Below are 23,766 nucleotides of genomic sequence, written 5' to 3'. Positions count from 1 at the left end.
CCGGGGGGGTGGCGCCGGCAGTGGCGGTGAGTATCCCACGGTTCGGTGTCGGAGCCGACATGCCGTCGGGGGGTGACGGCCAGCGCCCGTCGCCGGTGAGGTCCGGTCAGTCCGTGAGATCCAGCAGGCGCTCGACCGTGGTCTGGATCCTGGTGAAGTACGGCAGCGCGAACTCGGTCTCGAACAGGCTCTGCATCCCCACCCGGTCCAAGGCTTCCGCCCGGATCTCGGCCCGGACGGCGTCGCGCCACCGCTCGGCGTCGATCGGCACCCCCTGCTCGTGCAGCGTGGACCTGGCCGCCTCGACCACCGTGTGGAACAGGTCGGGATCGAACCCGGGACCGAGACCGAAGGTGAGCAGCTCGACCAGGTCCCTGGTAGGGGTGTCGATCCGCGCGATCTCCCAGTCCAACGCGATCGGCCGGGGACCGGCGAACCCCACGTTGCGTGCGTTGTAGTCGTTGTGCGCGAGGGTGGCGACCAGCTCGTCCTTGGCCCGGTGCCACGAGCTGAGGGTGTCGAGCAGCGCGTGCCGCCGGCGCAGCACCGCATCGGTGACGACCTCCGGGAAGCGGCGATGGGCATCTTCGAGCACCGCCGCGTACAGGTCGGCATCGGCGACCCGGTCTGCCGTGCTCGGCCGGGGCGCGGCCCACGACAGCTCCTCGAGGTGGTCCGCGAGGGCTGCGTGCCAGCAGGCCGCGGCTCGGGCAGCCGCTTCCAGGCGGTGCGGCGGCCAGTCGAGGTGGGCACCACTGGCGTCGAGCCCGTCCAGCTCCACCCAACCGAGCACCAGCGCGTGCTCACCTGACGCGGGGTCGTCGATTCGCCCCAGGTACGGGGGTAGCACCGCCCGCAGCGCCGGCACCGCCTGACCGAGCTCGTACAGGTGAACCTCGCGCTCGCCGGTCGCCCGGGCTTCGGCGGTGGTCCGGAACGAGCCGTACGGCCGCGGCAGATCGATGTCCGCACGCTCGACGATCCAGGGGATCAGGGTTTCCCCGACTCCTCTGACCGGGTTGACCTTGATCGCCAACTTGGTCCGCTGGGGATCGGCGCCCGGTGTGGACCGGGTGGTGACCGTGACCGGCACGACGCCGTGCCAGGCCCGCCGCCCGCTGGGGCCGTACTTGACCTCCAGCCAGGGCTGCCCCGCTTCGGCCGATCGGTCGCGGTGCTCGTCGACCCGCTCGAGGACCAGCTCCGGTGCCTGCCACGCGGTGCGAAGGACCTCCGCCAGCCCCGCCTCGATGATCGTGCGATCCATCGAGCGATTCTGGCGCACGATCCCGCTGCGGCGGTGTGTCACCGGCACGAAGCCGCTGCGTCGGCCCGCAACGTCAGCGGCCGAGGACGCGAAGCGGGAGCTCGAAGGCCTGGAATGCTCGATCGCCGAGGAAGCAGCGGATGGCCACGATCCGCTCGCCTCGGATGTCGAGCACGTCGATGGACAGCGCCCGGTACTCGTCGTCGCCATCGCGGCGGAGGTAGTTGGCGGTGGCGGGCCGGCCGTTCGCGCGCACGGCCTCGAGCCTCCAGCTCCCAGGCCGATCGGGGCCGAGGATCGCGTGGAAGAACTCGGCCGCGGACGGCGCGCCGAGACACGGCGGTTCGGGCGGCATGGCGATGCGGATGTCGTCGGCGAGCAGGGCCATGATCCCCTCGACGTCGCCATGCTCGTGGGCGTGCACGTACCGGCGTACGAGCCGGGCTGCCCGTGGCTCGGGGACGGCTGTCCGAGGCTGGTCGAGATGGGGCCGTACCCGGGCCCGGGCCCGTTGCACCAGGCTGTTGGCGGAGGGGACGGAGGTCTCGAGCAGCTCCGCGGTCTCCGCGGCGGTCAGCCCGATGAGGTCCCGGGCGATGAACGCCACCCGCTGGCGAGGGGACAGGTACAGGAGGGCGGCCAGGACCGCCAGCTCGGTGGTCTCCTTCGACACCACGGCGTCGCTCGGATCGCCGGGCTCGCCGATCTCGTCGGGGTAGGGGTCCAGGTGGCGGTCCTGCTCGAGGATCGCCCCGGGGGATGCCCACCGCGTCGCCCGCCGCTTCCGTGCGAGGTGGTCGAGACACGCGTTGGTCGCGATGCGGTACAGCCAGGTGCGCAGCGACGCCCGGTGCTCGTAGCGGTCCCGGGCCCGCCAGGCCCGCAGGAAGGTCTCCTGCGTGAGGTCCTCGGCGTCGGTGACCGAGCCGGTCATGCGGTAGCAGTGGACGTGGATCTCCTTGCGGTGCTGGTCGAACGCGGCGGCGAGGTCGCTCGACCGCTCGGGTGGCTCGGGATCGACCGTCATGGCACCAGGCCGGTGGCGGCGAGGCCGGTGGCGGTGTCCACAGGGAACGACACGTGCTGGTGCACCATCAGCCACCGCCCGCCGATCCGGCGGAACACCCGAGTCCCGCGGGACCAGGTGACCTGCTCGTCGGGGCGACCAGGGTGGTTCGCCATGCGGTTGAGAGCCCGGATCTCACGTTCCGGATCGTGGTCGGTGTCCATGGCAGCTCCCTTCGCCGTGCTCACCAGTACAGACGAGCGGGACCGCCTCATTCATCGCGGAGCCGGCTCGAGCGGATGTCGCCCCTGGACGATCAGCTCCGGCGCAGTGGCCACGGCCGCCCTCGGGTCCCGGTGCCCGAGGACGCCGACGCCCAGACCAGGCTGCTGGTGTTCATCGGTCGCACCCCTTGAGCGCCGAACGGGGTGGTCCCCGGATGGCGGACGGGATGCTGGGACGATGGGAAGCCGATGGCGACGACCCCTCAGCCGCGGTCCTGCACGCCGCCGGGGGCTCAGGCAGCTCCGAGATGGCGAGCGAGCTTCTGCATCGTCTGCAGACCCAGTTCGACGGCGCCGAAGCCGATGACCGCGTTGCGCTGCTCCACCGTGGGGTGGAGCTGTCGCAGCGTGAGCACCGTCTTGCCGTCATCCTGCTCATCGAAGGTGATCGTGACCCGGAAACGGGACGGGTCGTCGTCGACGTCCGAGCCGTGGTCCATCACCAGCCGCTCGTTCAGGACGACCTCGACGTAGTCGAACCGGTTCGGGAACACCGTGCCGTCCGGGGTGGTCAGGTCGAAGCGGGCTCGCCCGCCGGGGCGCACGTCCATCTCGTGAACGGTGCAGCGGAACCCGTCGGGGCCGAACCACTGGCAGAACTCCTCGGCCTGGATCCAGGCGGCGAACACCGCCTCGCGGGGAGCGTCGATGACCCGGACGAGGACCGCTTCGCGATCGAGCTCCCAGGTCGTCGCGTTGCTGCCGGGCGGGTTGGTGCTCATCGTGCCTCCGGTCTCGATGGGTTGCGGGTTCGTGCGGCGGAACGGTGGACGTGGGCTTCCAGACGGTCGAGACGCTGTTCCCACGCGGCCCGGGTGTGCTCGGCCCAGGCCGCGATCTCGACGAGCGGCTCCGGCTGCAGTCGGCACGGACGCCGTTGCCCGTCGCGGCGGCGGCTGATGAGACCGGCCTGCTCGAGGATCTTCAGGTGGCGGGAGATGGCCGGGAGGCTGATCGGGAAGGGCTCGGCCAGCTCGAGCACCGTCGCCTCCCCCTCCGCGAGGCGCTGCACGATCGCTCGCCTCGTGGGATCGGACAGGGCGGCGAACACGGCGTCGAACCGGTCGAGGGCAGTGACCGTCATCGCACCTGGCGCGCCAACAGATAGTTCATCTATCAGTTATTTAACAGGAATGTGAACTAGTAGCAAGCCCTGTATGGCGGGAGATGGGGAGCGGGACGGACCCCGACTCCGGTCGTGCGCACCGCTTCGCTGCTGCGGCGGGCGCGCCCCGCCTCCGGTCAGTCCAGCGGGCAGGCGGCGGTCGGTGGGAAGACGTGGCTGGTCGAGGACTTCGCCAGGTCGACCTTGGCTGATGCCTCGTCGTTGATCCCGAAGCCGAGCAAGCCGAACTTCTGCTCGATGCCGGCTCGGCCGACCAGCGACAGGTCGAAGCGGTCGCACTGGGCCATGGCGTGCGCGCCAGTGGTGGTGTAGCCGACGCTGGTCACGAGGTCGACGAACACCCCGGCACTGATGGGCCCGAACCCGATGCCGAACCCGATCCGTGGGAGCTGCAACGCCACCACCATGCCGGCGGCGCCGAAGGTGCTCACCGCCGTGCTGGTCGGCGACTCGACCTCTCGGAGCACCAGCTCGGCGATCGGGGCGAGCGCCCGGTCCTGCAGGGTCCAACCACCGTTCCCGTCGAAGGAGATCTTCAGCGATGCACCGAGCTCGGCCGGTGACGTCGTGAACGACGGGGTGGCCGACAGGCTGGCCTTGAGACTCACGTTGAAGGGGATGCCCGCGATGATGATCGGGTAGCTCTCCTCCCAGGGGACCTTGATGAGGTCGTCGAAGGACTTGTCCCCATTGGTGAACCGGGCGGTGGCTTTCAGCTCGACGCTGCCCGACAGGCTCCCGACTTCGAACCGGCCGCCTCGGACGACCCCGCCGACCACGTCGAGCACGCCGTCGGCCCGGAACGGCTTCTGCGTGGCCTTCGCGCTCATCGTGAAGTCGATCCCGCCTCGGGTACCGGTGACCGCGATCTCCCGGGTCACGTCTCCGCTGGGCTTCTCGGTGGAGGCGATCTTGATCCGGTAGTCGCCGTAGGTGACCTGTGTGGACCCGCTCGACTCGAGCGGCACCCCTCCACCGGTCATCGACGCCAGCCGAGCCCGGGCCGCCCCTTGCGTCGTTGCCTCGGTGACATCGGGACCGGAGTCTTGATCGGAGGGCGGGACCCCGTAGGTGCCGGGGTCCACCGGCTCCTCCCAGACGTGCACGATCGCATCGGACGGTCGCAGCTCGGTCGAGTCGAGCTCGAGCCGGCCTTCCTGGACCAGATCGGTCAACGCCACGGGGCCCAGGGTCACCGCCACGCCGTCACCGGTGGGGCGCGTCGCCTCCACTCGCCCGGCGAGCATCCCGGTGACCAGCAGCACGGAGCCCTCCCTGATCTGGTCGACACCGGCGGCCGAGCGGGCGAGGGTGAACGTGCGGCCATCAGGGGTGACGTCGACCACGACCCCCCGACCGCCCGGCACCACCACCGTCCCGGCAGCGAGCGTGATGCCGTGGTCGCGGGGATCGACCGCCTCGTCGGGTCCTGGCACCCGGGGGAGCAGGTTCGATCCGGAAGGAGCGCCGACGTCTCGGGTGTCGTCGTTCCCCGCCACGGCTCCGGATCCGGGCTCACGGTCCTGAGCGTCGCCGCCGGGGCCTGAGCCGGAGCTGCACGCGGCCAGAACGGCCGCGATCAGCACGGTGGCGAGGACCCGGGTCGAGAGCCCGGGCTGACCGGGATGACCCGGCCGCCTTCGAGGTATGGGTCGTCCTGTCATCGATGCCAACGATGATCGAGCCTTCGGGCGGCGTCGTCCGTAGGCGGCTACGTAGCGCTGCGGCGGCTGAGGCGGTGGCTTGCCATGATGTCGTCGTGACCGTGGGGACGGACGGGGGCGCATCCATCGTCGGTGACCCGTCGACCCGGCGCGCGCAACAGCGGTGGCCGCTCACCGGCCGGGAGCACGAGCTGACCCTGACGGTGGAGACCCTGACGGGCGGACGCGGGGTGGTGCTGGCCGGGCGGGCCGGTGTGGGCAAGACCCGCCTCGCCCGGGAAGCGAGTGCCCGGCTCGCGGCGGGCCGGGACGATGGCCGGGGATCCCACGTCGAGTGGGTGACCGTCACCGCCGGCTCGGTCCCCTTCAGTCCGTTCGCCCACCTGCTCGAGCGGCTTCCCGCTCCCGCCACGGGGCCGCTGCTCAGCTCGCCCGTGGCCCTGGTGCGCCGCACGCTCGGCGACCGGGCCCAGGGGCGCCCCGTGCTGCTGGTGGTCGACGACGCGCATCTCCTCGACGAGCAGTCCGCAGCGCTGGTGCTCCACCTCGCGCGCTCGCCCTCGGTGACCGTCCTGGCCACCGTGCGGACCAACCACCCCTGCCCTGCGCCGGTGGTGGCGCTGTGGAAGGACGACGACGCGGTGCGCCTCGACCTGCAGCCTCTCACCCGCTCGGAGACCGCCACCTTGCTCGCGGCGGTGCTCGGCGGCCCGGCCACGGAGTCCACGGTGGACCGGCTGATGGCCGCCACGTGTGGCAACACGCTTTTCCTCCGCGAGCTGGTGGTCGACGGGCTGGCCAACGGAGCGTTCCAGTTCACGGGCGGGTGGTGGCGATGGACCGGGCAGCTGCGAGTCCCGGAACGGCTTTCCGAGGTGGTCGGCGCGCACCTCGGTCGGCTGGAGCCCGACCAACGCGAAGCGGCGGAGCTGGTCGCGTTGGCGGAGCCCGTCGCGCTCGCGGATCTGGTCGAGCTGGTGCCCGCCGGGACGGTGGAGCAGCTTGAGGAGCACGGTGTGCTGGACACTTCGTCCGAGGAAGGGGTGCTCACCGTGCGGCTCGGCCACCCGCTGATCGGAGAGGTCCTCCTGGCCCGCCTGAGTGCCCCCCGGCGACGCCGGCTGCTCGGGAAGCTCGCCGATGGCCTCACCACGACCGGGTCGCTGCGGGATCTCCTGCGGCGGGTGTCGTGGCTGGTCGAGCTCGAGCGGGAGGTCGCCGTGGCCGAGCTGCTCACCGCGGCCCACCAGTGCGCCATGGTGGCCCCGGATCTCGCCCGTCGCCTGGCGACGCGCGCCGCGGCCGCCGGCGAGCGAGCGGCCGCCGCGGTGGTGCTGGCCCAGACCGACATGTTCGCGGGGCGCAGCGCCCGAGCCGAAGAGACCCTCGCCGCGTTCGTGCCCCCGGAGCTGGACCAGCGCGGGGTGTCGATCGCGGTCATGCGGGCCAACAATCTGGCGTTCGGTCTGCGGCGACCGGAGGACGCGCTGGCGCTGCTCGACGAGCTGGGTGCCCGATCGACCGGTCCGGCCTCGGAGGGCCGCAACGCTGACCCGCTGAGCGGCCCTACCCGCCAGGAATGGCTGGACGGTCAACGGGTCCCCATGCTGCTCCTGGCCGGCCGGCTCGAGGAGTTGACCAACCTCGCGGAGCACCTGCTGGGCACGCCCGCCGCGACCGCGGAGGACCGGATGCGTGCCCGGTTCGGTCTCGTCCCCGCGCTGGCGCTCGCCGGCCGGATCGATGAGGCCATCGACACCGCGCAGGCGGGGCTGCTCGTCGCGCACGAGGTGCGCGATGAGCTGCCGCACACCGTCGGCCAGCTCGGCACCGGGTTGATGCTGGCCCTCCAGTGGTCGGGTCGTTTCGACCAGGCGGATGCCCTCGCTCGGATGGCCTACGAGCACGGTGTGGCAGACGACGTCGCCCTGCAACGGGGCGTGGCCGCACTGCACCTCGGTCTCGGGGCCATCTGGCGGGGTCTGCTGGAGGAAGCCGATCGATGGTTGGCGGCCGCGGTGGCCGACCTGCTCCCCGCCGACCTCGGCTTTCTGCCTTCGGCGGTGGACAACTGGCGAGCCACGCAGGCCCTGCTCGGTCGCCGGGCCCGGATCCCCGAGGTGGGGTCCCGGCTGCCGCTCTACGAGACCGAGCGGCTCCGGCTCGAGGGGGTGGTCGCCGCCGCCGGCGGTGCACTGGAGGAAGCCCGACGGTGCTCGCGGGCGGCGGCGGCGCGGGCCGCGGCGATGGGGGCGGGCACCTACGCCCTGTTCGCCTGGGTGGACGTGGCCCGCCACGGCGATGCCCCCGGGGCGGCGGCGGCGATCGACCGCCTGCCGGCGATGCCCGACGGGCCGCTCGCTCCGGGGTTGGCGGCCGCGGTGGCCGCCCTGGCGAGCGGCGCACCGGACGTGATCGCCGACCACGCTCGGGGACTCGAGGCGTTGGGTTTGCAGTTGCACGCGGCGGAGTGGGCTGCGGCCGCCGCATGGGCCTACCAACGGGCCGGGTCCTCCCGCCGGGCCCGGGCCGAGCAGCATCGGGCCCTGGAGCTGGCCCGCAGGTGCGGCAACCCGCGAACGCCGCTGCTGCGGCGGTTGGCCGAGCTCGAGCACCCCGCGCTGACTGCCCGGGAGCGGGAGGTGGCCGAGCTGGCGGGCGCCGGGCGTTCCAACGCGGAGGTGGCGGACCACCTGGGCCTGTCCGTGCGCACGGTCGAGACCCACCTGCAACGGGTGTACACCAAGCTCGGCATCAACAGCCGCCGCGACCTGGCCGACCTGTTCCAGCTGAGCTGACCGGGGGCCACCCGACACAGCGGGGCCGATCGCCGGGCCCTACGTAGCGCGCTACCGATGACAGGGGGCCGGCTCGGTCGCATCCTTTGCTCATGCCGCCCCGGGATCCCGTCGAGGAGCTGCCGCTGGCGCACCTCGTCGCGCTGCGTCTGGAGCAACTGGCCATCCCCGACCACCAGGCGGCGTGGGTGCTGGGCATGGCCCCGGAGGCGCTGGGACCGCTCCGGGAGGTGGCCCGCCGGCGACTGCGTGATCTGAGGACCGACCTCGACGGTGGGGAGGCCCCGTGAGCGGGCATCGGATGCCGTCGCACCGACCACGCCGGCCGCTCGTGCTGCTGACGCTGCTGGTCGGCCTCGCCGTGGTGGGGGTCGCCGCGGGGTGTGGGCGAGGTAGCGGCACGGCGGATCGATCGGCCGGGCCTGGCGCGGGAAGCGGGGAGGCAGGAGCATCGAGCCGGCCGCTGGCTGAGGGTGAGGCTGCCGACTCCTCCGAGCCGGTGCTGCCCGAGGGCATCTGCGCGCCGAGCCCCGATCTCGTGGACCGGCTGCTCGACGGCGAGCAGGCGAAGCCGGTGATCACGTCCAGCCGGGGCGAGCAGATCTTCTTCGAGGATGTCATCAACCTCGACACGATGATCATCGGTGAGCTGTCCACCTGCGTGTGGGACCCGCCACCGGTGACCACCCATCTGGCCACGTTCGTCGCGTGGGCACCCGGCGACCAGCTCACCTCGCCGGATGAGCTCGGCTCACGGATGTTCGATCGGCTGCTCACCCCTTACACCTCGCAGGGAGGCTCGGCCCCGCTGGTGGACGCCACCGTCCGCACGGTCGCCGGCCTGGGCGAGGATGCTCGGCTGGTCAGCTCACCCGTCGGGTCCGTGAGCTGGTTGATGGCCCGGGACGGGGGGCTGGTGGTGGTCGTGGCCACCCTGGCGGACCCACCCGACGAGGAGGGCCTGCGGGCGGTGGCGCAGGAGCTGCTGGACGCCGGTCGCCAGGCCGTCAGCCGTTCGTCGGTTTCCTCCCCCTCGTCGACGTCGAGCACCTCCGGTTCGGGCGCCGATCAACCGGTGAGCGGCCGGCTCGTCACCACCGGGGATCTGGCCGGTACGTGGTCCTATCGTCCCGGAGGTGCCTTCTCGTGCGACGGGGTGGTGGAGATCCCCCTGGTCAGCACCGACGCGTCGGCGATGGGCTACCTCGAAGTGGACCCGGACGGCTCCGCTCGCTTCGGCAGCGGTGCGCTCGGCCCGAGCCCGTTGCGGGGGCAAGCCGACCTGGCGCGGACCGGCCGCGACGGCGAGCAGACGATCGAGGTCGACGGCACGTTCACCGGCAGCGACGGCACGGTCGTCATCACCGGGACGTTGACCGTGCAGTGCCCCTCATGAGCGCGCCGGCCGGCGTGCTCCCGTGTGAAAGCGAGATGCCATGCATGTACCAGGCCTGATTCCTTCCGGCTCGACCGGGTCGCGGCGCCGAGCGGCGTTGAGCACCGTGCTCGGTCTGATCATGGTGCTGTCGGCCGCTGCGTGTGGCGGCGGTGGTAGCAAGACCACCTCCGCTGCTGGCGGCGACGCACCGTCCACGAGCACGTCGTCGAGTGCGTCCGGGGCCGATGCGGGTGGGGCTGCGTCGAGTGGAGGCTCCTTCACCGGCTCGGCGACGTTGCGTTTCGCCGGCCGCACCGAGACGTTCACGCTCGAGCCCTGCGTCAGCGCGACGGCACAGTCGATCCAGGGCGCCGGCAAAACCGCTGACGGGAAGTGGAGCCTGAGGCTCGAGGTCGATGACGGTACCGGCGAGGTGACCATGAGCGATGTGACCGACCAGATGTCGGTTGTCCTCGACGGGAAAGCCAAGACGCTCACGGTCTCCGACGACGGATCGTTCACCGGGTCCGGCACGGCGGTGTTCGACTTCGCCGAGACACCGTTCGAACTGAGCGGCACCTGCAACACGCTCAACTGGCGGTGACGCCTCCGGGGTGCGATCGGACGCCGTCCGGCCGACCCTTTGCGCCATGCTTCGGAGCGGTGGTCGAGCCGCCCGCCCGGGCTGTCCTGGCCGTCACGCCGGAGGCTCACCCCAACCGGGGGTGCGGCCGGCCTGCTCGATCCAGGCCCGCAGCTGAGGCCGGGCGATCTCCTCCAGGGCGAAGAGCTTCACGTAGCGGGACCGGTCGGTGTCGCCCAGCGGCGGGGGAGGAGCCAGGTCCGCACCACCGAAGAACACCACGTTGATCGACCGGTGGTACGCCGCCAGCTCGATGACCCAGCCGAGCCCGGGCACGCCGTAGTGCGCCTTGCTCCACTTCACCGCATAGTGCAGGTCCGTGATCGTGGCCCGGATCAACTCGTCGACGGCCCGGACGAGCGGAACCATCGCGGGCATCACCTCCCGCATCCAGTCGTCGATGACCTCGTGGCTCGTGGCCGGGACGGGTGGCCGGCGTGACGAGACGGGCTTGCGTGCTTTGGGCATGGCGGGGACGCTAGGCGATGCCCGGCGCCACAACGTCAGCGACTCACATGCTGCCCCGCGCACCGGCCTAGCGTGGGCGGATGGGCGCCGCCGCAGAAGGCCCGGGCCAGGGCCCGATCGCACGTGCCCCCGAGACCTGGCTCACGCCGGGGGTGACGGGCATCGGCGGCGCGAGCCTTCTGGCCGACGCCGGCCACGAGATCCCGACCGCGTTGCTGCCCAGCCTGCTCACCTCCACCCTCGGCGCCCCGGCCTCGGTCCTTGGTCTCATCGAGGGGGTCTCGGACGGACTGGCGGGCCTGGCTCGGCTCGGCGGCGGTGCGCTGGCCGATGATCCGCAACGCCGGCGCGCCATCGCGGTCGGTGGCTACACCACCACCGCGGTGCTCTCGGCCGCCACCGCCGGCGCCACCGCGGCCTGGCAGGTGGCGATCCTGCGCGCCGGCGCCTGGACCGCTCGGGGCCTGCGGGTCCCGGCCCGCAACGCGCTACTGGCGGACATCGCGCCACCCTCCACCTACGGGCGGGCGTACGGACTCGAGCGCGCGATGGACAACCTGGGTGCGGTCATCGGTCCGTTGCTCGCCATCGTGCTCGTCGGGGCGGTGGGTGTCCGCTGGGCCATCGGGTTGTCGATCATCCCCGGGCTGTTGGCGGCGCTGTCGATCGTCTACGCCATCCGCCACACCGTCCAGCCCCGGGTACGGGTCCGGGAACCGATCCGTGTCAGGATCCGTCCGGTGCTCCGGGGCCGGCTCGGTGGGGTGATGGCGGGCATCTCGATCTTCGAGCTCGGCAACTGCGCGGCCACGCTGCTCATCCTGCGGGCGACCGACCTGCTCGGGGCGGGCCGCGATGCCGAGACCGCCGCCCAGCTCGCGATCGGGCTGTATGTCGCCTACAACATCGCCGCCACCCTCGCCAGCATCCCAGCGGGACGCCACGGTGATCGCCGCGGCGCCACCCGCACCCTGGCGATGGGTGTCGCCTTCTTCGCCGTCGCGTACGCGCTGTTCGCCGTCGGCGCATCGACGGTCCTGGGGCTCGCTCCGGCGTTCGTCGCCGCGGGTGTGGCCATCGGCATGGTCGAGACGGCCGAGCACGCGGCGGTGGCGACGCTGGCCCCCGAGACCCTCCGGGGCTCGTCGTTCGGCCTGCTGTCCGCGGTGCAATCCGGGGGCAACCTCGCCGCCAGCGCGATCACCGGCATTCTCTACGGCCTCGTCTCGCCCGCCTGGGCGTTCGGTGCCCTGGCGGCGACGATGGTGGTGTCCTTCGCGGTGCTGGTGGCGACCGGCCGCCCGGACTGACCTCGCCAGCAGTGCCCGTCGTCGCCGAGGCCGCATGCCATGATCGAGGACGATGAAGGTTCTGCGAGTCCTCGGCGCCCTCGTCGGCGTGCTGGTCGTCGTGGCCGTCGTGGTCGTGATCGCGAAGTACATGAGCGACGAGCACCGCAGCCGCCAGGAGCAGCAGGCCCTCGATCCCTTCTACACCCCGCCCGACCCGTTGCCGTCCACCGATCCCGGGCATCTGATCCGCTACGAGCCACTCGGCGAGCAGATCGAAGGGGCCAGCGCGTACCGCATCCTCTACGTGTCCGAGGCCCCGGACGGCTCGCCGACCGTGAGCGGTGGCTTCATCCTGGTGCCCGATACGCCCGCTCCCCCGGGTGGTCGAAAGGTGGTGGCGTGGGCGCATCCCACCGTCGGGCTCGGCGACGCCTGCGCCCCGTCGCGGCGTCCGAGCCCCATCGCCGACAACCTCACCGAGCCCTGGATGCTGCAGATGGTGAAGTTCGGCTGGGTGGTGGTGGCCACCGACTACGCGGGCCTGGGCACCCCCGGCCCCTCGCTGTACCTGATCGGGCGGGCGGAAGCCTACGACGTCGTCAACTCGGTCCGTGCCGCTCGGCAGTTCCCCGGTGCTGAAGCCGGCACGGACTGGGCGGTCTACGGTCATTCCCAGGGTGGTCACTCGGCGCTGTGGACCGGCGTGCTCGCCGGGGAGTACGCGCCCGAGCTCGACCTGGTGGCGGTGACCGCGGCCGCGCCGGCTGCCGAGCTCGTGCCGTTGGTGGACGAGCAGTGGGACCAGGACGTCGCCTGGGTGATCGGGCCCGAGGTGGTCGAGGCGTGGCCGAACGTCTATCCCGATCTGCCCCTCGACGGCATCGTCAACCGGCCCCGCTCGGCCCGAACGGCGCGGCTGGCGGAGGACTGCGTGCTGACCGCGGCGCTCGAAGGGCTGCTACACCAGAAACTGGGGGAGCGTTTCTTCGCCCACAACCCGGCTGACGATGCCCAGTGGGCCGCGGCGCTGACCGACCAGACCCCGCCGCCAGTCACCAACGTCCCGGTCCTGATCGTGCAGGGCACTCACGACGAGGTGGTGGTGCCGAACACGACCGCGCTGCTGGTCGAGCGGTGGTGCGACGCGGGGTCGGACCTGTCGATGGTGTGGCTCGGTGGGCAGGGCCACACCGGAGCGGGCGAGCGGGCCGGCACCCTAGCCGGCGTGTATCTGTGGGACGTGTTCGCTGGCCGGGCCGTGGGCAACACCTGCCACATCCCGCCCACCATCGACCCGTACCCCGCCGCCGTGCCCTCGGGCGAGTGAGCGCCCCGGGCTCGATGCTCAGCTCGTGCCCGCCAGGACCGCGTCGATCTGACCCATCGCCTGCCGTAGCCCTTCTTCCATGCCCATCTCCAGCATGCGGGCCATGGTCTCGGTGGAGGTGAAGGTCGAGCGCACGGTCATGGTCGTGCCGCCGCCCGCCCGCTCGATGAGCTCCACTTCCATGTGGGTGGTGGGCATCTCCGGGTTCGGCTGGCCGTCGTCGTCGGCGAAGCCGTCCACCACCACGAACCGCCGCGGCGGATCCACCTCCAGCACGTCCCAGTAACCGGCGGACTTCTCTCCCTCGGGACCGGTCATCACGTAGGTGACGCGCCCGCCCGGGGTGAGGTCGTGGTCGATCACCGTCGCCGGCCAGGTGGGCGGACCCCAGAACCGCTCGAGCTGTCGAGGGTCGGCGTAGAGCTGCCAGACCCGCTCCGTAGGGGCGTCGTACTCGGCGACGATGGTCAGGGTATGGGCCTCGAGGTCTTTGTCCACTCGGACGATGGGCATCGTTCGCTCCTTCGGTTCAGGGGTCCTCGGCGAGAATCCGCTCCATCTGCGCGACCCGGTCGCGCCAGCGCTGCTCCAAGGCGTCGAGAACCCGGTGCACCGTCCGGACGCGGTCGATGTCACCGCGCACGAGCGATTCCCGGCCCTGCCGCACCTTGGCCACGAGCCCAGCGCTCTCGAGGACCGCCACGTGCTTGTGCACCGCGGTGAAGCTCATCGGGTAGTGGCGGGCCAGCGCCGACACCGAACACTCCTCGACCAGCACCCGACGGACGATGTCGCGCCTCGTCGCGTCGGCGAGCGCGTGGAAGACCCGGTCGGTCTCCGATGGACTCAGATCATCTATAACCATCTGGTTATAGTTTCTACCGTGACCCTCGGGTGGAGGCAAGGGCCGACGGCGACGCCGAGCACCTTCCGAGGAATGACCGAGAATGCCGACCCGGGGCGCAGGCGTGGAAGGATGGACGGATGTCAGCTTTCGACGCCGAATACGAGCCGAGCCCGTGGGAACCGATCGCCGCCGAGGTGGAGCGCTACGAGCGCAGCGGCGGCGCCGAGCCCAGCGAACTGGTCGGTGAGCACTGGATCATCCTGTGGACGTTGGGTGCCAAGTCGGGCAAGGTCCGCAAGACGCCGCTGGTCCGGATCACCGACGGCCAGGGTCGCTACGCGGTGATCGGATCCCAGGGCGGTGCGCCGACCGACCCCCAGTGGGCACGCAACCTGCGGGCGAACCCGATCGCCCGGCTGCAGGACGGCCCGGAGGTCCGCGACTACCACGTGCGGGAGGTCGTCGGTGACGAGCGGGCCACGTGGTGGGCCCGGGCGGTGGAGGTGTGGCCGGACTACGACGCGTACCAGGCCGGCACCGACCGGGTCATCCCCGTCTTCGTGCTCGAGCCCAGCGGCTGACCGCAGGAGGTCACTCGCTGCCCGGCGAGTAGACCGACACTGCGGCGTGGAAGCGCTCCATGATGTGGTTCGAGTAGAGGCTCGCGATGAGCTCGCCTCGACTCGACACGTCGGCCTTCTCGTAGATGGCCTTCAGGTGGTCGCGCACGGTGTGAGCGGAGATGCACAGCTCGGCGCCGATCTCCTTGGTCGACAGGCCCCGGGCCAGCGCCAGCACGATCTCGGTCTCCCGCTGGGTGAGCGCGTACGACTCGAGCAGGATGGGTACCAGGTCAGCGGGATGCGCAGGCTCGATCGTGACCGCCACCAGGTTCGCGTCACCCTCCATCGGCGTGACGTGCAGCCGCATCCACTCGCCGCTGCGGCCGCGCACCCGGGTGACCAGGTTCGTCGGGGTGCGGGCCCATCGAGCCCGGGTGGCCGCGGCACGCACACTGGTCGGGACCTCCGACGGCTCGACCTCCTGGGCCAGCTCGGCGAGCACCTGCCGTGCACCCACGCTCATGTGTGCCACCTCGCCGTCGACGTCGAGCATCACCACCACGGGTGCCATCTCGCTGGCGCGGGCATGGAACCGGCCGACCGCGCGGCGCAGCACCGCGGTGACGATGGGGACCAGCCTGCGGACGTCGTCGAGCTCGGCGCGGGTGAAGGTCCCGTCGCGCTCCGCTCGGACGAACGCACCGATGGCGACGCAGGACCGCTCCGATCCGAAGACCACCCGCAGCTCGTCCGCCGCGCCCAGCGGGGCGTACACGTCCCGGAACCGGGGGCTGCGCTCCAGCGCGCCGTCCACGGCATCGGCCAGCGTCGCCACCGGGTCCGTGCTGCGGGCCAGCACGTTGAACTTGTTGAAGTCGGGGTCGAGCAGCTCGTTGTCCCAGAACGGCGTGCACGCCTCGGGTGGGAACCCTTCGATCACCCCGCCGCTCGGCAGGAACGTGTCGGGATCGGTGGTCAGGACCGCGCACCACGAGAAGGTGGTGATCAGATGGAACGCCCGCACGATCTCCGCCGCGATCACGTCGAACCCGGCATCCGAGCGATCGGCGGCGAGCAACAGGTCACGTGCCCGGGTGAACCGCTCGACGCTCATCGCCGGCACCGTAGGCTCCCGCCGGACCTCACGCCATCCCCCGTCTGTAGGGGGTGCGTCCCCCGATCCGCCGGGACGATCCCCGGGGCTCGGGGATGGTCGCCCCGGCCGGTCCACCGTACGGTCCCGCCATGGCATACGAACCGTTCGAACCGATCCACCAGGAGCCGCTCCAGATCGCTCCCGAGACCTTCGTGGTGCGCTGCGCCCAGCGGGCGCTGGGCGCGCCGCTGTCGGTCTCGCTCAACTCACTCGTGATCCGAGCCGCCGAGCCGGTGCTCGTGGACACGGGCACCATCGCCGGGCGCGAGAGCTGGCTCGAGGACACGTTCTCGCTGGTCGATCCCGGCGACGTCCGCTGGGTCTTCATCTCCCACGACGACGAGGACCACACCGGCAACCTGGCGCAGGTTCTCGAGCGGTGCCCGAAGGCCACGGTGGTGTCCACCTGGGCCGGCAGCGAGCGGATGGGCAACGCGTTCGGGATCCCCGCGGCCCGGCTCCGCTGGGTCGATGACGGCGGCACGTTCGATGCCGGCGACCGTGTGATGCACGCGGTGGCGCCTCCCGTCTACGACTCACCCGCCACCCGCGGGCTGTACGACCCGAGCACGCACGTCTACTGGGCATCGGACTGCTTCGCCACCCCGATGCCCGCGGTGCCGGTCGACCGAGCCGGTGAGCTGCCGGCGCAGATGTGGGCCGAGGGCATGGCGATGTTCCACCATCACGCCCTCGCGCCCTGGCTGTCGATGGTCGACCGCGGTGCGTTCGTTGCCACTGTCCGGCGGCTCGAGGAGCTCGACATCGAGGTCATCGCCGGCGCCCACACCCCGACGGTCGACGGCACCGCGGTGCCGACGGCGATGGCGCAGCTCGCCGCCCTCCCCGACACGGTGCCGCCCCCTCACCCGGATCAAGCAGCGCTCGAGGCCATCATCAGTGGCGGACCCCCGATCGACCAGGCTTCCGTCTGACCGGAGCGTCGGATCCCGGTGGCGAAGTGATGGCGGTCAGCGGGTCCCGACGAGCAGCACCGGGGTCTCGCTCCGCTCGAGGATCTCCCGGGCCACCTCGCCATGACCAGGCCCGGCGCGGCGCGGCCATCCCACCGCCAGGAGCTCGGCGCCGACCGAGCGGGCGACGTCGAGGATCTCCTCTACCGGTGATCCGACCCGCAGCTCCAGGCGGGCGTGGATCGCACTCGGCAGGTTCCGGGCGAAGAACTCTGCCGCGTACACGTCGGTGTCGTGCTGGACCTGATCACAGAAGGGGGGAATGGTGCTCTCGTCGTCGACGTGCACCACGGTGATGTCGAGGCCACTGGCCGTCGCCAGCTCGATCGCCCGGCGGAGATCCACCGGTTTGGTCGGCGTTCCCTTCATAGCCACGAGCACCCGGCTCACCCGCTCCGGAGGGTGCGCGGTCGGGGGCACCACGATGACCGGGTTGTCCGTCCCACTGGCCAGCGCCAGGGGAAGGTGTCCGACACCCCGGCGGGTGCCCGGATGGCTGTGCGCGCCGAGCAGCATCGCCACCACGTCAGGCTCGTCTGCGACCCCTGCGAGCGCCTCGAGTGAGTCGTCCTCCAGTAGCCGAAGCGGCAGCCCCGCCGCCTCGGCCACGGCCTGGGCAGTCTGGAAGCCGTCTTCGACCACGTGCACGCACTCGATGTCGGACCCGACCACCGGCGCGACCGCCAGCGCCATGGCGCACACCGGTCGCGCGGCCACCGAGTTGTCGATTGCCGCGATCAGCTTCGTCATCGGCTCGCCTCCCAGAGGCTCCCCTTCCGGCGGAAGGACCGTCCCTCCGGTCCCGCTCGCCAGGGTTCGCCATCGACGAGCACCTCGATCGGGCGCTCGGCACTGATACGCAGATCCTCGCCAGTGCAGCGCACCATGACCCGGCTGCCGTGGAACCGGGCGGTGACCTCGAGCCCGGACCACCGGGGCGGGAGCACCGGGTCGACCTGGAGCCGCCCCTCCCGGGGCCGTATGCCGGCGAAGCCTTGGACCAGCGCCTGCCAGAGGCCACCCATCGTCGCGAGGTGCAGCCCGCCACCGGTGGTGCCGGTCAGGTCATCGAGGTCGACTCTGCTGGCGATCCGCAGCGCCTCGTAGGCCTGCTCGAGATCTCCGGCCCGGGCGAACAGCGCGGCGTGGATCGCGGGCGACAGCGAGCTGCCGTGTGCGGTTCGGGGCTCGTAGAACCGCAGGTTCGGCTCCAACGTGCCCGGCCGGAGCTCCTCGGGCACGAGATGGTGGAGCATGAGCACGTCGGCCTGCTTGACGACCTGGGCCTGGTGGACCCGTTCCGGGCCGAGCAGCAGGTCGGCGGCGATCGGGCGACGGGGAGCGATCTCGGCCATCACCAGCGGCTCGAGCTGAGAGAAGCCGCGGAACTGCTCGTAGATCCTCGTCTCGGGGTTGTAACCGTCCACGAGTGCCTCCGCGAGATCTCGCCAGCGGTGCCACTCCTCTGATCTGACCCCGAGGTCGCGCTCGGTCGCCACGGCCTCGACCAGCTCCGCGGCTCGGCGCAGGTTCCAGCGGGCCATGACGTTCGTGAACGCGTTGTCGTCGACGCATTCGTGGTACTCGTCCGGTCCGATGACCCCGTCGATGTGCGCGGCCCCGTCGGGATCGATGCGCACCCGCGAGGCCCAGTAGCGAGCTGTCTCGACGAGCAGTTCCAGGCCAGGCCCGCGCTGGAACTCAACATCGCCCGTCCATGCCACGTAGGTGTCTGCCGCCCAGGCCACGTCGGCGACGATGTGCTCCTCGAGCTGACCGGTGCGGATGGCGACGAAGCGGCCGGCACGATCGCGAGCCGATCGGGGGGTGACGTCCCGGCCGTCGTGAGCCGACTCCCAGGGGAAGCGGGCCCCTCGGCGCCCCAGCGACCGGGCGGTGGCCAGAGCCGCGGGCAGTCGCCGCACCCGGTACTCCAGCATCGCTCTCGCCGAGGGCGGGTGGGTGGCCGCGAGGAAGGGGAGCACGAAGACGTCTGCGTCCCAGAACACGTGACCCCGGTAGCCCGTGCCCGTGAGCCCCCGGGCCCCGACGGCCGCCTCGCCCTCGTCGCTCACCGAGCTCATCAGGTGGAACAGGGCGAACCGAGTGGCCAGCTGGAGCTCGTCGTCGCCTTCGATCACCACGTCCGCGTCGGCCCATCGATGCGCCCACTGCTGGCGGTGCTCGGCCAGTAGGTGATCGAATCCGAGCAGCTCCGCCTGGCGCGCCAGGCTGGTTGCGTGCTCGGGGTCGGGTGGGGCGGACGGGTCGGCGACGTACGCGGTGAACTGATCCTCGACGACCGGACGGTCGCCGGGAGGAGTGCCGGAGGCAGGATCGCCGGAGGGCCATCTGGTGGTGGCGACCGCGGCCACGATGCCCCCTCCGAGCGTGCCGGATCGGGTGCGCTGCCACCTGCTGTCGGCCGTCGTGCCCTCATCGGAGACCAGCTCGCCGACCGGCGCGGCCAACGGGCGGGTCGGCGGCGGGCAGGCCCGGGTCCATTCCGCCCGCCGCACCAGCAGGCCCGGTCGGGCCAGCGACGCGAACCGCACCACTCGGGTGATGAGGCCGTTGAGCTCGAAGGTCTCGTGCACCAGCCCGCCACGCAGGTCGAGCACCCGCCGGGCGCGGGTCTCGCTGTTCGCCTCGGTGGGGGACACTCCCGGGACGGGCCCGGGCAGCAGGTGGGTGTCCGCGCCCTGCCCGTCGTAGACGCCGGCCGCGAGCACCATCGCCGTCACCTGGGACTCAGCGAGCGAGGGCGCGCCGTTCCAACCGATCCGGCCGGCGGCGGTGGTCAGCTGGGCGGCGCGGGCCCGCTCGGTGTCGGGGTCGATACCGTCGAAGGTGAGCATCCAGCCCGCGGGCGCGCTGGCTCCGGGGGGCTCGCCGCGCTGGCGGAGCTCGATCTGGGTCGCGAGCAGGCGCGCCAACGCGTCGAGATCCTCCAACGGGGAGAGCGCCAGCGCGGTGGCGGATCCTGGTCCCATCGTCGCGGTCCCTACCCGCAGGCCAGCCTGGTCGTCGTGTGTCACCACCAGCACCGCGCCCGGAGAGATGCCGGCCTCCCAGAGCCGCTGGAGCGCGGCCTGCCATGCGGCCGACGGCTCGCCGTGGGGGAGGGGCGGGATCGACACCACCGGCACACCCGCCGCGGCGAGGGCCGCTGCGGCCGAGGCCACCGGCTCGGTGGCCACCAGCCGGTCGCTGGCGAGAAGCACGGACTCGACCCGTCGATCGGGTCCCTCAGCGCCTCCCATCGCGGGGGAACCTGGGCCGTCAGGAGGCACGTCCCCCCCGTTCCGGTCGCTCGCCGAGCCACCCCAGTCGCTGGATCTCGAGGGTCTGGCTGGCGAGCGCCCGCCGTTCTGCTCGGGTGCGCATCGTGGGCCTCGTCTACTCGGTTTCGGCTGCACCGGGCTGCAGCTTCGGGGTGAACCGCACCAGAGCATCGCAGCCTGCCACGGGTTGGGTGTGGTTGGGTCGCCCGCGCTTGAGTGACAGAAAGTGCGTACGTAGCCACTAAGAGTGATATGACGTGGGCCGTTCGGACCTGCTACGGAGTATCGGGTGATCGACACGATGCCGCTGCCGGGGAGTTGCCACCAGCGGTCCGCTGCCCTTCGCCACCACGCTCGATGGTCGGCGCAGTGATCGCCCCCGATGTGGGCGCGCACGCCCCGAAACGCCGTCGAGGACTGGCCACCAGACAGCGGGTGCTGCAGGTGGCCACCCAGGCGATCGACGAGCACGGGGAAGCGGCGCTGCGGGTGGAGGACGTGGCCCAGGCCGCCGGGGTGTCGGTGGGCACCATCTACCGCTACTTCGGCAACCGGGAGGGGTTGGTGGTGGCGGTCCGGGCCGCCCAGTTCCTCGGCGCCCTCGACGAGGACCTGGACCAGATGGAGCGCCTCATACGCAGCGTCTCCACCCCGGCGGAGTTCGTGGAATCCCTCCAGCGGCTGACCCGGGCGGCGGGGCACCCGTCCCGAGCTCCCCTGCGCATGCAACGAATCGAGATCATCGGGGCCAGCCGGGCCCGGCCCGCGCTGGCTCGGGCCATCGGTGAGGAGCAGGCCCGCATCACCGACCGGTTCGCGGCGATCCTTCGGCGAGGGCAGGAGCGGGGCCTGATCGACCCCTCACTGGACCCTCGGTCACTGGCCCAGTTCGTGCTGGCCTTCACCCTTGGGCAGGTGCTGGCCGAGATCGACACGAGCACACCGTTCGACCTCGATGGCTGGACCACGGTCGCCGAGCGTTTCGCGGCCGCGGTGGCAGCGCGGCCCGAGGCGGGGTAGGGAGCTGCTCGTGCCCGCGAGTGCGGGCCCATCTCAGCCGAGAGGAGGAGCATCCCATGGTCATGACCCATCCCGAGCTCGGGGAGATCACCGGCACGAAGGACAAGGACTACGACCTCATCTGGTTCGCAGAGACCTGCCTTCGCAACGTCCTGCGGCTCGAGGTCTACATCGCCGACGCCGAGCGCGAAGGTGACCAGGAGCTGGCGGAGCTGTTCCGGAAGGCCCAGCACGAGAGCCGCAAGGGCGCCGAGCAGGCCAAAGCGCTGTTGGCCGCCCGCCTCGCGAGCTGAGCCGACCCATCCGGCGGTGGGTACCGCCGGCCGGTCGAGGTCGAGCTGCTACAGGTCGACCTCGAAGGTCCACGCGCCGGGATCGCCGGCGTGGCGACCCACGGCGAGGTGGTGGCGCCCGGCTGCTGGTCGCCACCCGTGGCGCACCGGGTCACGGGTGGCCAGGCGGCTGGTCGGCACCCGCACCTGGAAGTGTGCCGTGCTGCCGGCGGGCACCTCGACCCGGGTGAACCCGGCCAGCCGGGCGGGTGCGTCGGGATCGGGAAGCGACGCGTAGACCTGCACGACCTCCGCCCCGTCGCGCCTGCCGGTGTTGCGGACCTGCCCGCTCACCACGAGGAGGCCAGGCTTCACGATGACCTCCACGCCGGTGAGGGCGAAGGTGGTGTAGGAGAGACCGAACCCGAACGGGAACGCCGGGCGGGTGCCCTGCCGATCCAGGTGCCACCACCCGTGCCACCGGTCGTAGCGGAAGCGGGTGGCGTCGCGATCGAAGGGCGGCAGGTCGGCCTCGTCCACCGGCACGCTGAACGGCAGCCGGGCCGAGGGGTTCACGGCGCCGAGCAGCACGTCGGCCAGTCCCGGGCCAGCCCGGCAGCCGCCGTACCAGGCCTGCACCACCGCCGGGACCTCATCGATCCACTCGCTGGTGAGCACGGCGCTACCGGCCTGGATGGCCACCACCGTTCGCGGGTTGGCCTGAGCGGCCGCCCGGATGAGCGCCACATCCGAGGGATGCAGTCGCAGCGAGGAGCGGTCACCGCCGGTGGCGAAACCTCCTGGGCGGTCGCCGAGCCGCTCCGGCTCGATTGTCGGGAGGCGTGGCTCGAGGGAGGCGTGGTAGCGCTCCACCAGCTCCGGGTCGTCGTCCGGCGGGAACAGCCCGCGGAGAGCGGGATCGGTCGGTCCGATGTACTCGCCCTCGTCGAGGTAGGTGTAACCGACGACCACCAGTGCCGCGTCGGCGCCGGCGGCCAACGCTGCCGCCCGGGCCGGGTCGCGACCGTCATCGTGGAGGATCTCGCCGCCGACCACCGCGGCCCGCAGGCCGTCGAGCACCGTCTGGCAGTCCAGGTCCCACACGTCGCTGGACCCTCCGTCGCCGAGGTTCACGGTGCCGGCGAGCCGGCCGAGCACCGCCAGCCGGAGCCCTTCGGAGGCGAGGGGGAGCACGGGTTGTGCCCCGACCGGTTCGTTCCGCAGGAGCACCACCGATCGGGCCGCGACCTCACGGGCCAGTGCGCGGTGCTCCGGCGATCCGAGGACCTCGGGGCCCGGAGCGGGTTTCGAGAGCACCCCGTCGAAGCGCAGCAGCGTGGCGACGACGCGGGCCACCGAGTCGTCGACCGCGGACCACGACACTTCACCCCGCTCGAGGGCCGCCGGCAGGTGCTGGGCGCGCACCATGCGATACGGCATCTCGACGTCGAGGCCCGCATCGAGGGACGCGGCCGCGTCGCGCAGCCCGAAGATCCAGTCGCTGATCACGAACCCGTCGAAGCCCCACTCCTGGCGGAGCACGCCGGTGAGCAGCGCACGGTTCTGGCCGCACCAGGCGCCGTTCACCGAGTTGTACGCGGACATGACCGCGGCCACCCCCTCGTCGACGATCCGGCGGAACGCGGCCAGGAAGACCTCGTGCAACGCCACCTCGTCCACCTCGATGTCGACCGAGAAGCGGGCGTTCTCCATCGAGTTGCAGGCGAAGTGCTTCACGCAGGCCATCACGTGCCGCTGCAGGCCGCGGGTCAGCGCCGCGCCCATCTCACCGACGTGGTGGGGGTCCTCGCCGTAGGTCTCCTGGGCTCGACCCCACGCCGGGTGGCGCAGGAGGTTCACGCACACCGCGCCGGTGAGGTTCGCCCCGACTGCCCGGAGCTCCCGGCCGATCGCGTCACCCACCCGTTCCTCCAGGTCCGGATCCCAGGTGGCGCCGCGGGCCATCGGCACCGGGAAGCAGGTGGCATTGCCCACCACGCAGCCTCGCGGCCCGTCGGCGAAGGCCAGACCGGGGAGACCCACCCGGTCGACCCGCGCCGCCACGAACGGCGCCTGGTGGTAGCCCCCCTGACCGAGGAAGGTCAGACCGGCCCAGGTCGGTGCATCGCCGTCGAGGCACCACAGTCGCTCGTCGGCGGTCATGCCGCCCACCAGCTCTCGCGCCGCGTTCTCTACGGGGAGTCCTGCGGCCACGGCCGCTCGCGCGTCCTGGAAGGTGGAGATGGTCATCGGCGTCCCTGCGGGCTCTTAGCTCGGCTGCATGGGGTGGTCGAGTCGCTTCACCCTAATTGCGGCTCGGCTCCGCAGGACGGCCGGTATCGGGACCAGGAGATGACGACCGCCCCTGGTGTGACGTCCTGTTACCCGTCACTGTTG

Annotated in this window: 23 protein-coding genes; 10 read left to right on the top strand and 13 right to left on the bottom strand. The window is 71.8% G+C overall.

Annotated features, from left to right (window positions below; genetic code table 11):
- Positions 1 to 106: 106 nt before the first annotated feature.
- The 6 genes from V7004_RS01645 to V7004_RS01620 form a co-directional block, all read right to left on the bottom strand.
- Entirely contained in the window at positions 107 to 1,267 is a 1,161-nt protein-coding gene (locus V7004_RS01645) for a hypothetical protein (RefSeq protein WP_334141454.1), read from the bottom strand.
- 73 nt (positions 1,268 to 1,340) lie between these two features.
- Entirely contained in the window at positions 1,341 to 2,294 is a 954-nt protein-coding gene (locus V7004_RS01640) for an RNA polymerase subunit sigma-70 (protein ID WP_334141453.1), read from the bottom strand.
- Positions 2,291 to 2,497 carry a nuclear transport factor 2 family protein gene (locus V7004_RS01635; protein WP_334141452.1) on the bottom strand — a complete coding sequence of 69 codons (207 nt, stop codon included), beginning with the start codon at positions 2,495 to 2,497 and terminating at the stop codon, positions 2,291 to 2,293. Before V7004_RS01635 ends, V7004_RS01640 begins: the two co-directional genes overlap by 4 nt.
- A 293-nt stretch (positions 2,498 to 2,790) precedes the next feature.
- Entirely contained in the window at positions 2,791 to 3,279 is a 489-nt protein-coding gene (locus V7004_RS01630) for an SRPBCC family protein (protein WP_334141451.1), read from the bottom strand.
- Positions 3,276 to 3,641, bottom strand: a complete 366-nt coding sequence (locus V7004_RS01625; RefSeq protein WP_334141450.1) for an ArsR/SmtB family transcription factor — start codon at positions 3,639 to 3,641, stop codon at positions 3,276 to 3,278. The genes V7004_RS01630 and V7004_RS01625 overlap by 4 nt, the downstream gene beginning before the upstream one ends.
- A 158-nt stretch (positions 3,642 to 3,799) precedes the next feature.
- Complete coding sequence (locus tag V7004_RS01620; RefSeq protein ID WP_334141449.1) at positions 3,800 to 5,182, bottom strand: hypothetical protein; 1,383 nt, start codon at positions 5,180 to 5,182, stop codon at positions 3,800 to 3,802.
- Positions 5,183 to 5,442: 260 nt separating this feature from the next.
- Between V7004_RS01620 and V7004_RS01615 the strand changes: the two genes are divergently transcribed.
- The 4 genes from V7004_RS01615 (at position 5,443) to V7004_RS01600 (ending at position 10,127) form a co-directional block, all read left to right on the top strand.
- Positions 5,443 to 8,145: a LuxR C-terminal-related transcriptional regulator gene (locus V7004_RS01615; protein WP_334141447.1), complete on the top strand. Its 2,703-nt coding sequence runs from the start codon at positions 5,443 to 5,445 to the stop codon at positions 8,143 to 8,145.
- A 92-nt stretch (positions 8,146 to 8,237) separates the two neighbouring features.
- The gene (locus tag V7004_RS01610) at positions 8,238 to 8,435 is read left to right on the top strand and encodes a hypothetical protein (RefSeq protein ID WP_334141446.1); all 198 of its coding nucleotides are present in this window, start codon (positions 8,238 to 8,240) and stop codon (positions 8,433 to 8,435) included.
- Positions 8,436 to 8,446: 11 nt separating this feature from the next.
- Positions 8,447 to 9,541, top strand: coding sequence for a hypothetical protein (locus V7004_RS01605; protein ID WP_334141445.1), 1,095 nt, complete (start codon positions 8,447 to 8,449; stop codon positions 9,539 to 9,541).
- Positions 9,542 to 9,638: 97 nt separating this feature from the next.
- On the top strand, positions 9,639 to 10,127 hold the full coding sequence (locus tag V7004_RS01600; RefSeq protein ID WP_334141444.1) for a hypothetical protein: 489 nt from the start codon (positions 9,639 to 9,641) through the stop codon (positions 10,125 to 10,127).
- A gap of 93 nt (positions 10,128 to 10,220) precedes the next feature.
- On the opposite strand, the gene V7004_RS01595 is transcribed toward V7004_RS01600, so the two are convergent.
- Complete coding sequence (locus V7004_RS01595; RefSeq protein WP_334141443.1) at positions 10,221 to 10,634, bottom strand: DUF1801 domain-containing protein; 414 nt, start codon at positions 10,632 to 10,634, stop codon at positions 10,221 to 10,223.
- Positions 10,635 to 10,714: 80 nt separating this feature from the next.
- Between V7004_RS01595 and V7004_RS01590 the strand changes: the two genes are divergently transcribed.
- A complete protein-coding gene (locus tag V7004_RS01590) occupies positions 10,715 to 11,944 on the top strand; it encodes an MFS transporter (RefSeq protein WP_334141441.1) in 1,230 nt (409 codons plus the stop codon).
- Between the two features lie 52 nt (positions 11,945 to 11,996).
- Complete coding sequence (locus V7004_RS01585; protein ID WP_334141439.1) at positions 11,997 to 13,253, top strand: lipase family protein; 1,257 nt, start codon at positions 11,997 to 11,999, stop codon at positions 13,251 to 13,253.
- Positions 13,254 to 13,271: 18 nt separating this feature from the next.
- Here the strand turns inward: V7004_RS01585 and V7004_RS01580 are convergent, their stop codons facing one another.
- Both V7004_RS01580 and V7004_RS01575 read right to left on the bottom strand, forming a co-directional pair.
- The gene (locus tag V7004_RS01580) at positions 13,272 to 13,766 is read right to left on the bottom strand and encodes an SRPBCC family protein (RefSeq protein WP_334141438.1); all 495 of its coding nucleotides are present in this window, start codon (positions 13,764 to 13,766) and stop codon (positions 13,272 to 13,274) included.
- Between the two features lie 16 nt (positions 13,767 to 13,782).
- The gene (locus V7004_RS01575) at positions 13,783 to 14,118 is read right to left on the bottom strand and encodes an ArsR/SmtB family transcription factor (protein WP_334141437.1); all 336 of its coding nucleotides are present in this window, start codon (positions 14,116 to 14,118) and stop codon (positions 13,783 to 13,785) included.
- Positions 14,119 to 14,237: 119 nt separating this feature from the next.
- On the opposite strand from V7004_RS01575, the gene V7004_RS01570 reads away from it, so the two are divergent.
- Positions 14,238 to 14,681 (top strand): nitroreductase family deazaflavin-dependent oxidoreductase, encoded by a 444-nt coding sequence (locus tag V7004_RS01570; RefSeq protein ID WP_334141435.1) that lies wholly within the window; start codon positions 14,238 to 14,240, stop codon positions 14,679 to 14,681.
- Positions 14,682 to 14,691: 10 nt separating this feature from the next.
- Here V7004_RS01570 and V7004_RS01565 read toward each other — a convergent pair whose 3' ends face one another.
- Positions 14,692 to 15,777: a helix-turn-helix transcriptional regulator gene (locus tag V7004_RS01565; protein WP_334141434.1), complete on the bottom strand. Its 1,086-nt coding sequence runs from the start codon at positions 15,775 to 15,777 to the stop codon at positions 14,692 to 14,694.
- Positions 15,778 to 15,908: 131 nt separating this feature from the next.
- Between V7004_RS01565 and V7004_RS01560 the strand changes: the two genes are divergently transcribed.
- Positions 15,909 to 16,754, top strand: a complete 846-nt coding sequence (locus V7004_RS01560; protein WP_334141432.1) for an MBL fold metallo-hydrolase — start codon at positions 15,909 to 15,911, stop codon at positions 16,752 to 16,754.
- 36 nt (positions 16,755 to 16,790) lie between these two features.
- Here the strand turns inward: V7004_RS01560 and V7004_RS01555 are convergent, their stop codons facing one another.
- Together V7004_RS01555 and V7004_RS01550 are read right to left on the bottom strand one after the other, a co-directional pair.
- Positions 16,791 to 17,543: a universal stress protein gene (locus V7004_RS01555; RefSeq protein WP_334141431.1), complete on the bottom strand. Its 753-nt coding sequence runs from the start codon at positions 17,541 to 17,543 to the stop codon at positions 16,791 to 16,793.
- Complete coding sequence (locus V7004_RS01550) at positions 17,540 to 20,056, bottom strand: glycosyl hydrolase family 65 protein (RefSeq protein WP_334141430.1); 2,517 nt, start codon at positions 20,054 to 20,056, stop codon at positions 17,540 to 17,542. The genes V7004_RS01555 and V7004_RS01550 overlap by 4 nt, the downstream gene beginning before the upstream one ends.
- Before the next feature lie 390 nt (positions 20,057 to 20,446).
- Between V7004_RS01550 and V7004_RS01545 the strand changes: the two genes are divergently transcribed.
- On the top strand, positions 20,447 to 21,097 hold the full coding sequence (locus V7004_RS01545; RefSeq protein ID WP_334141428.1) for a TetR/AcrR family transcriptional regulator: 651 nt from the start codon (positions 20,447 to 20,449) through the stop codon (positions 21,095 to 21,097).
- Between the two features lie 62 nt (positions 21,098 to 21,159).
- Complete coding sequence (locus V7004_RS01540) at positions 21,160 to 21,390, top strand: hypothetical protein (protein ID WP_334141426.1); 231 nt, start codon at positions 21,160 to 21,162, stop codon at positions 21,388 to 21,390.
- A gap of 48 nt (positions 21,391 to 21,438) precedes the next feature.
- Here the strand turns inward: V7004_RS01540 and V7004_RS01535 are convergent, their stop codons facing one another.
- The gene (locus V7004_RS01535) at positions 21,439 to 23,619 is read right to left on the bottom strand and encodes a beta-glucosidase family protein (protein ID WP_334141424.1); all 2,181 of its coding nucleotides are present in this window, start codon (positions 23,617 to 23,619) and stop codon (positions 21,439 to 21,441) included.
- Positions 23,620 to 23,766 lie beyond the last annotated feature (147 nt).

It is taken from the genome of Rhabdothermincola sp., from assembly GCF_036846205.1.
In the GTDB taxonomy this organism is placed as follows: Bacteria; Actinomycetota; Acidimicrobiia; order Acidimicrobiales; family Acidimicrobilacustridaceae; genus Rhabdothermincola.
Note: the sequence above shows the minus strand (reverse complement) of the source record. Positions and strands in the feature narration are given on the sequence as shown.

What these genes read in the sequence shown, in the direction of transcription:
- V7004_RS01595 (WP_334141443.1), bottom strand. Translation starts at nt 10,634, where the DNA reads ATGCCCAAAGCACGCAAGCCCGTCTCGTCACGCCGGCCACCCGTCCCG.
- V7004_RS01555 (WP_334141431.1), bottom strand. Translation starts at nt 17,543, where the DNA reads ATGACGAAGCTGATCGCGGCAATCGACAACTCGGTGGCCGCGCGACCG.
- V7004_RS01635 (WP_334141452.1), bottom strand. Translation starts at nt 2,497, where the DNA reads ATGGACACCGACCACGATCCGGAACGTGAGATCCGGGCTCTCAACCGC.
- V7004_RS01640 (WP_334141453.1), bottom strand. Translation starts at nt 2,294, where the DNA reads ATGACGGTCGATCCCGAGCCACCCGAGCGGTCGAGCGACCTCGCCGCC.
- V7004_RS01535 (WP_334141424.1), bottom strand. Translation starts at nt 23,619, where the DNA reads ATGACCATCTCCACCTTCCAGGACGCGCGAGCGGCCGTGGCCGCAGGA.
- V7004_RS01610 (WP_334141446.1), top strand. Translation starts at nt 8,238, where the DNA reads ATGCCGCCCCGGGATCCCGTCGAGGAGCTGCCGCTGGCGCACCTCGTC.
- V7004_RS01630 (WP_334141451.1), bottom strand. Translation starts at nt 3,279, where the DNA reads ATGAGCACCAACCCGCCCGGCAGCAACGCGACGACCTGGGAGCTCGAT.
- V7004_RS01550 (WP_334141430.1), bottom strand. Translation starts at nt 20,056, where the DNA reads ATGGGAGGCGCTGAGGGACCCGATCGACGGGTCGAGTCCGTGCTTCTC.
- V7004_RS01585 (WP_334141439.1), top strand. Translation starts at nt 11,997, where the DNA reads ATGAAGGTTCTGCGAGTCCTCGGCGCCCTCGTCGGCGTGCTGGTCGTC.
- V7004_RS01645 (WP_334141454.1), bottom strand. Translation starts at nt 1,267, where the DNA reads ATGGATCGCACGATCATCGAGGCGGGGCTGGCGGAGGTCCTTCGCACC.
- V7004_RS01605 (WP_334141445.1), top strand. Translation starts at nt 8,447, where the DNA reads ATGCCGTCGCACCGACCACGCCGGCCGCTCGTGCTGCTGACGCTGCTG.
- V7004_RS01590 (WP_334141441.1), top strand. Translation starts at nt 10,715, where the DNA reads ATGGGCGCCGCCGCAGAAGGCCCGGGCCAGGGCCCGATCGCACGTGCC.
- V7004_RS01575 (WP_334141437.1), bottom strand. Translation starts at nt 14,118, where the DNA reads ATGGTTATAGATGATCTGAGTCCATCGGAGACCGACCGGGTCTTCCAC.
- V7004_RS01565 (WP_334141434.1), bottom strand. Translation starts at nt 15,777, where the DNA reads ATGAGCGTCGAGCGGTTCACCCGGGCACGTGACCTGTTGCTCGCCGCC.
- V7004_RS01570 (WP_334141435.1), top strand. Translation starts at nt 14,238, where the DNA reads ATGTCAGCTTTCGACGCCGAATACGAGCCGAGCCCGTGGGAACCGATC.
- V7004_RS01625 (WP_334141450.1), bottom strand. Translation starts at nt 3,641, where the DNA reads ATGACGGTCACTGCCCTCGACCGGTTCGACGCCGTGTTCGCCGCCCTG.
- V7004_RS01580 (WP_334141438.1), bottom strand. Translation starts at nt 13,766, where the DNA reads ATGCCCATCGTCCGAGTGGACAAAGACCTCGAGGCCCATACCCTGACC.
- V7004_RS01540 (WP_334141426.1), top strand. Translation starts at nt 21,160, where the DNA reads ATGACCCATCCCGAGCTCGGGGAGATCACCGGCACGAAGGACAAGGAC.
- V7004_RS01560 (WP_334141432.1), top strand. Translation starts at nt 15,909, where the DNA reads ATGGCATACGAACCGTTCGAACCGATCCACCAGGAGCCGCTCCAGATC.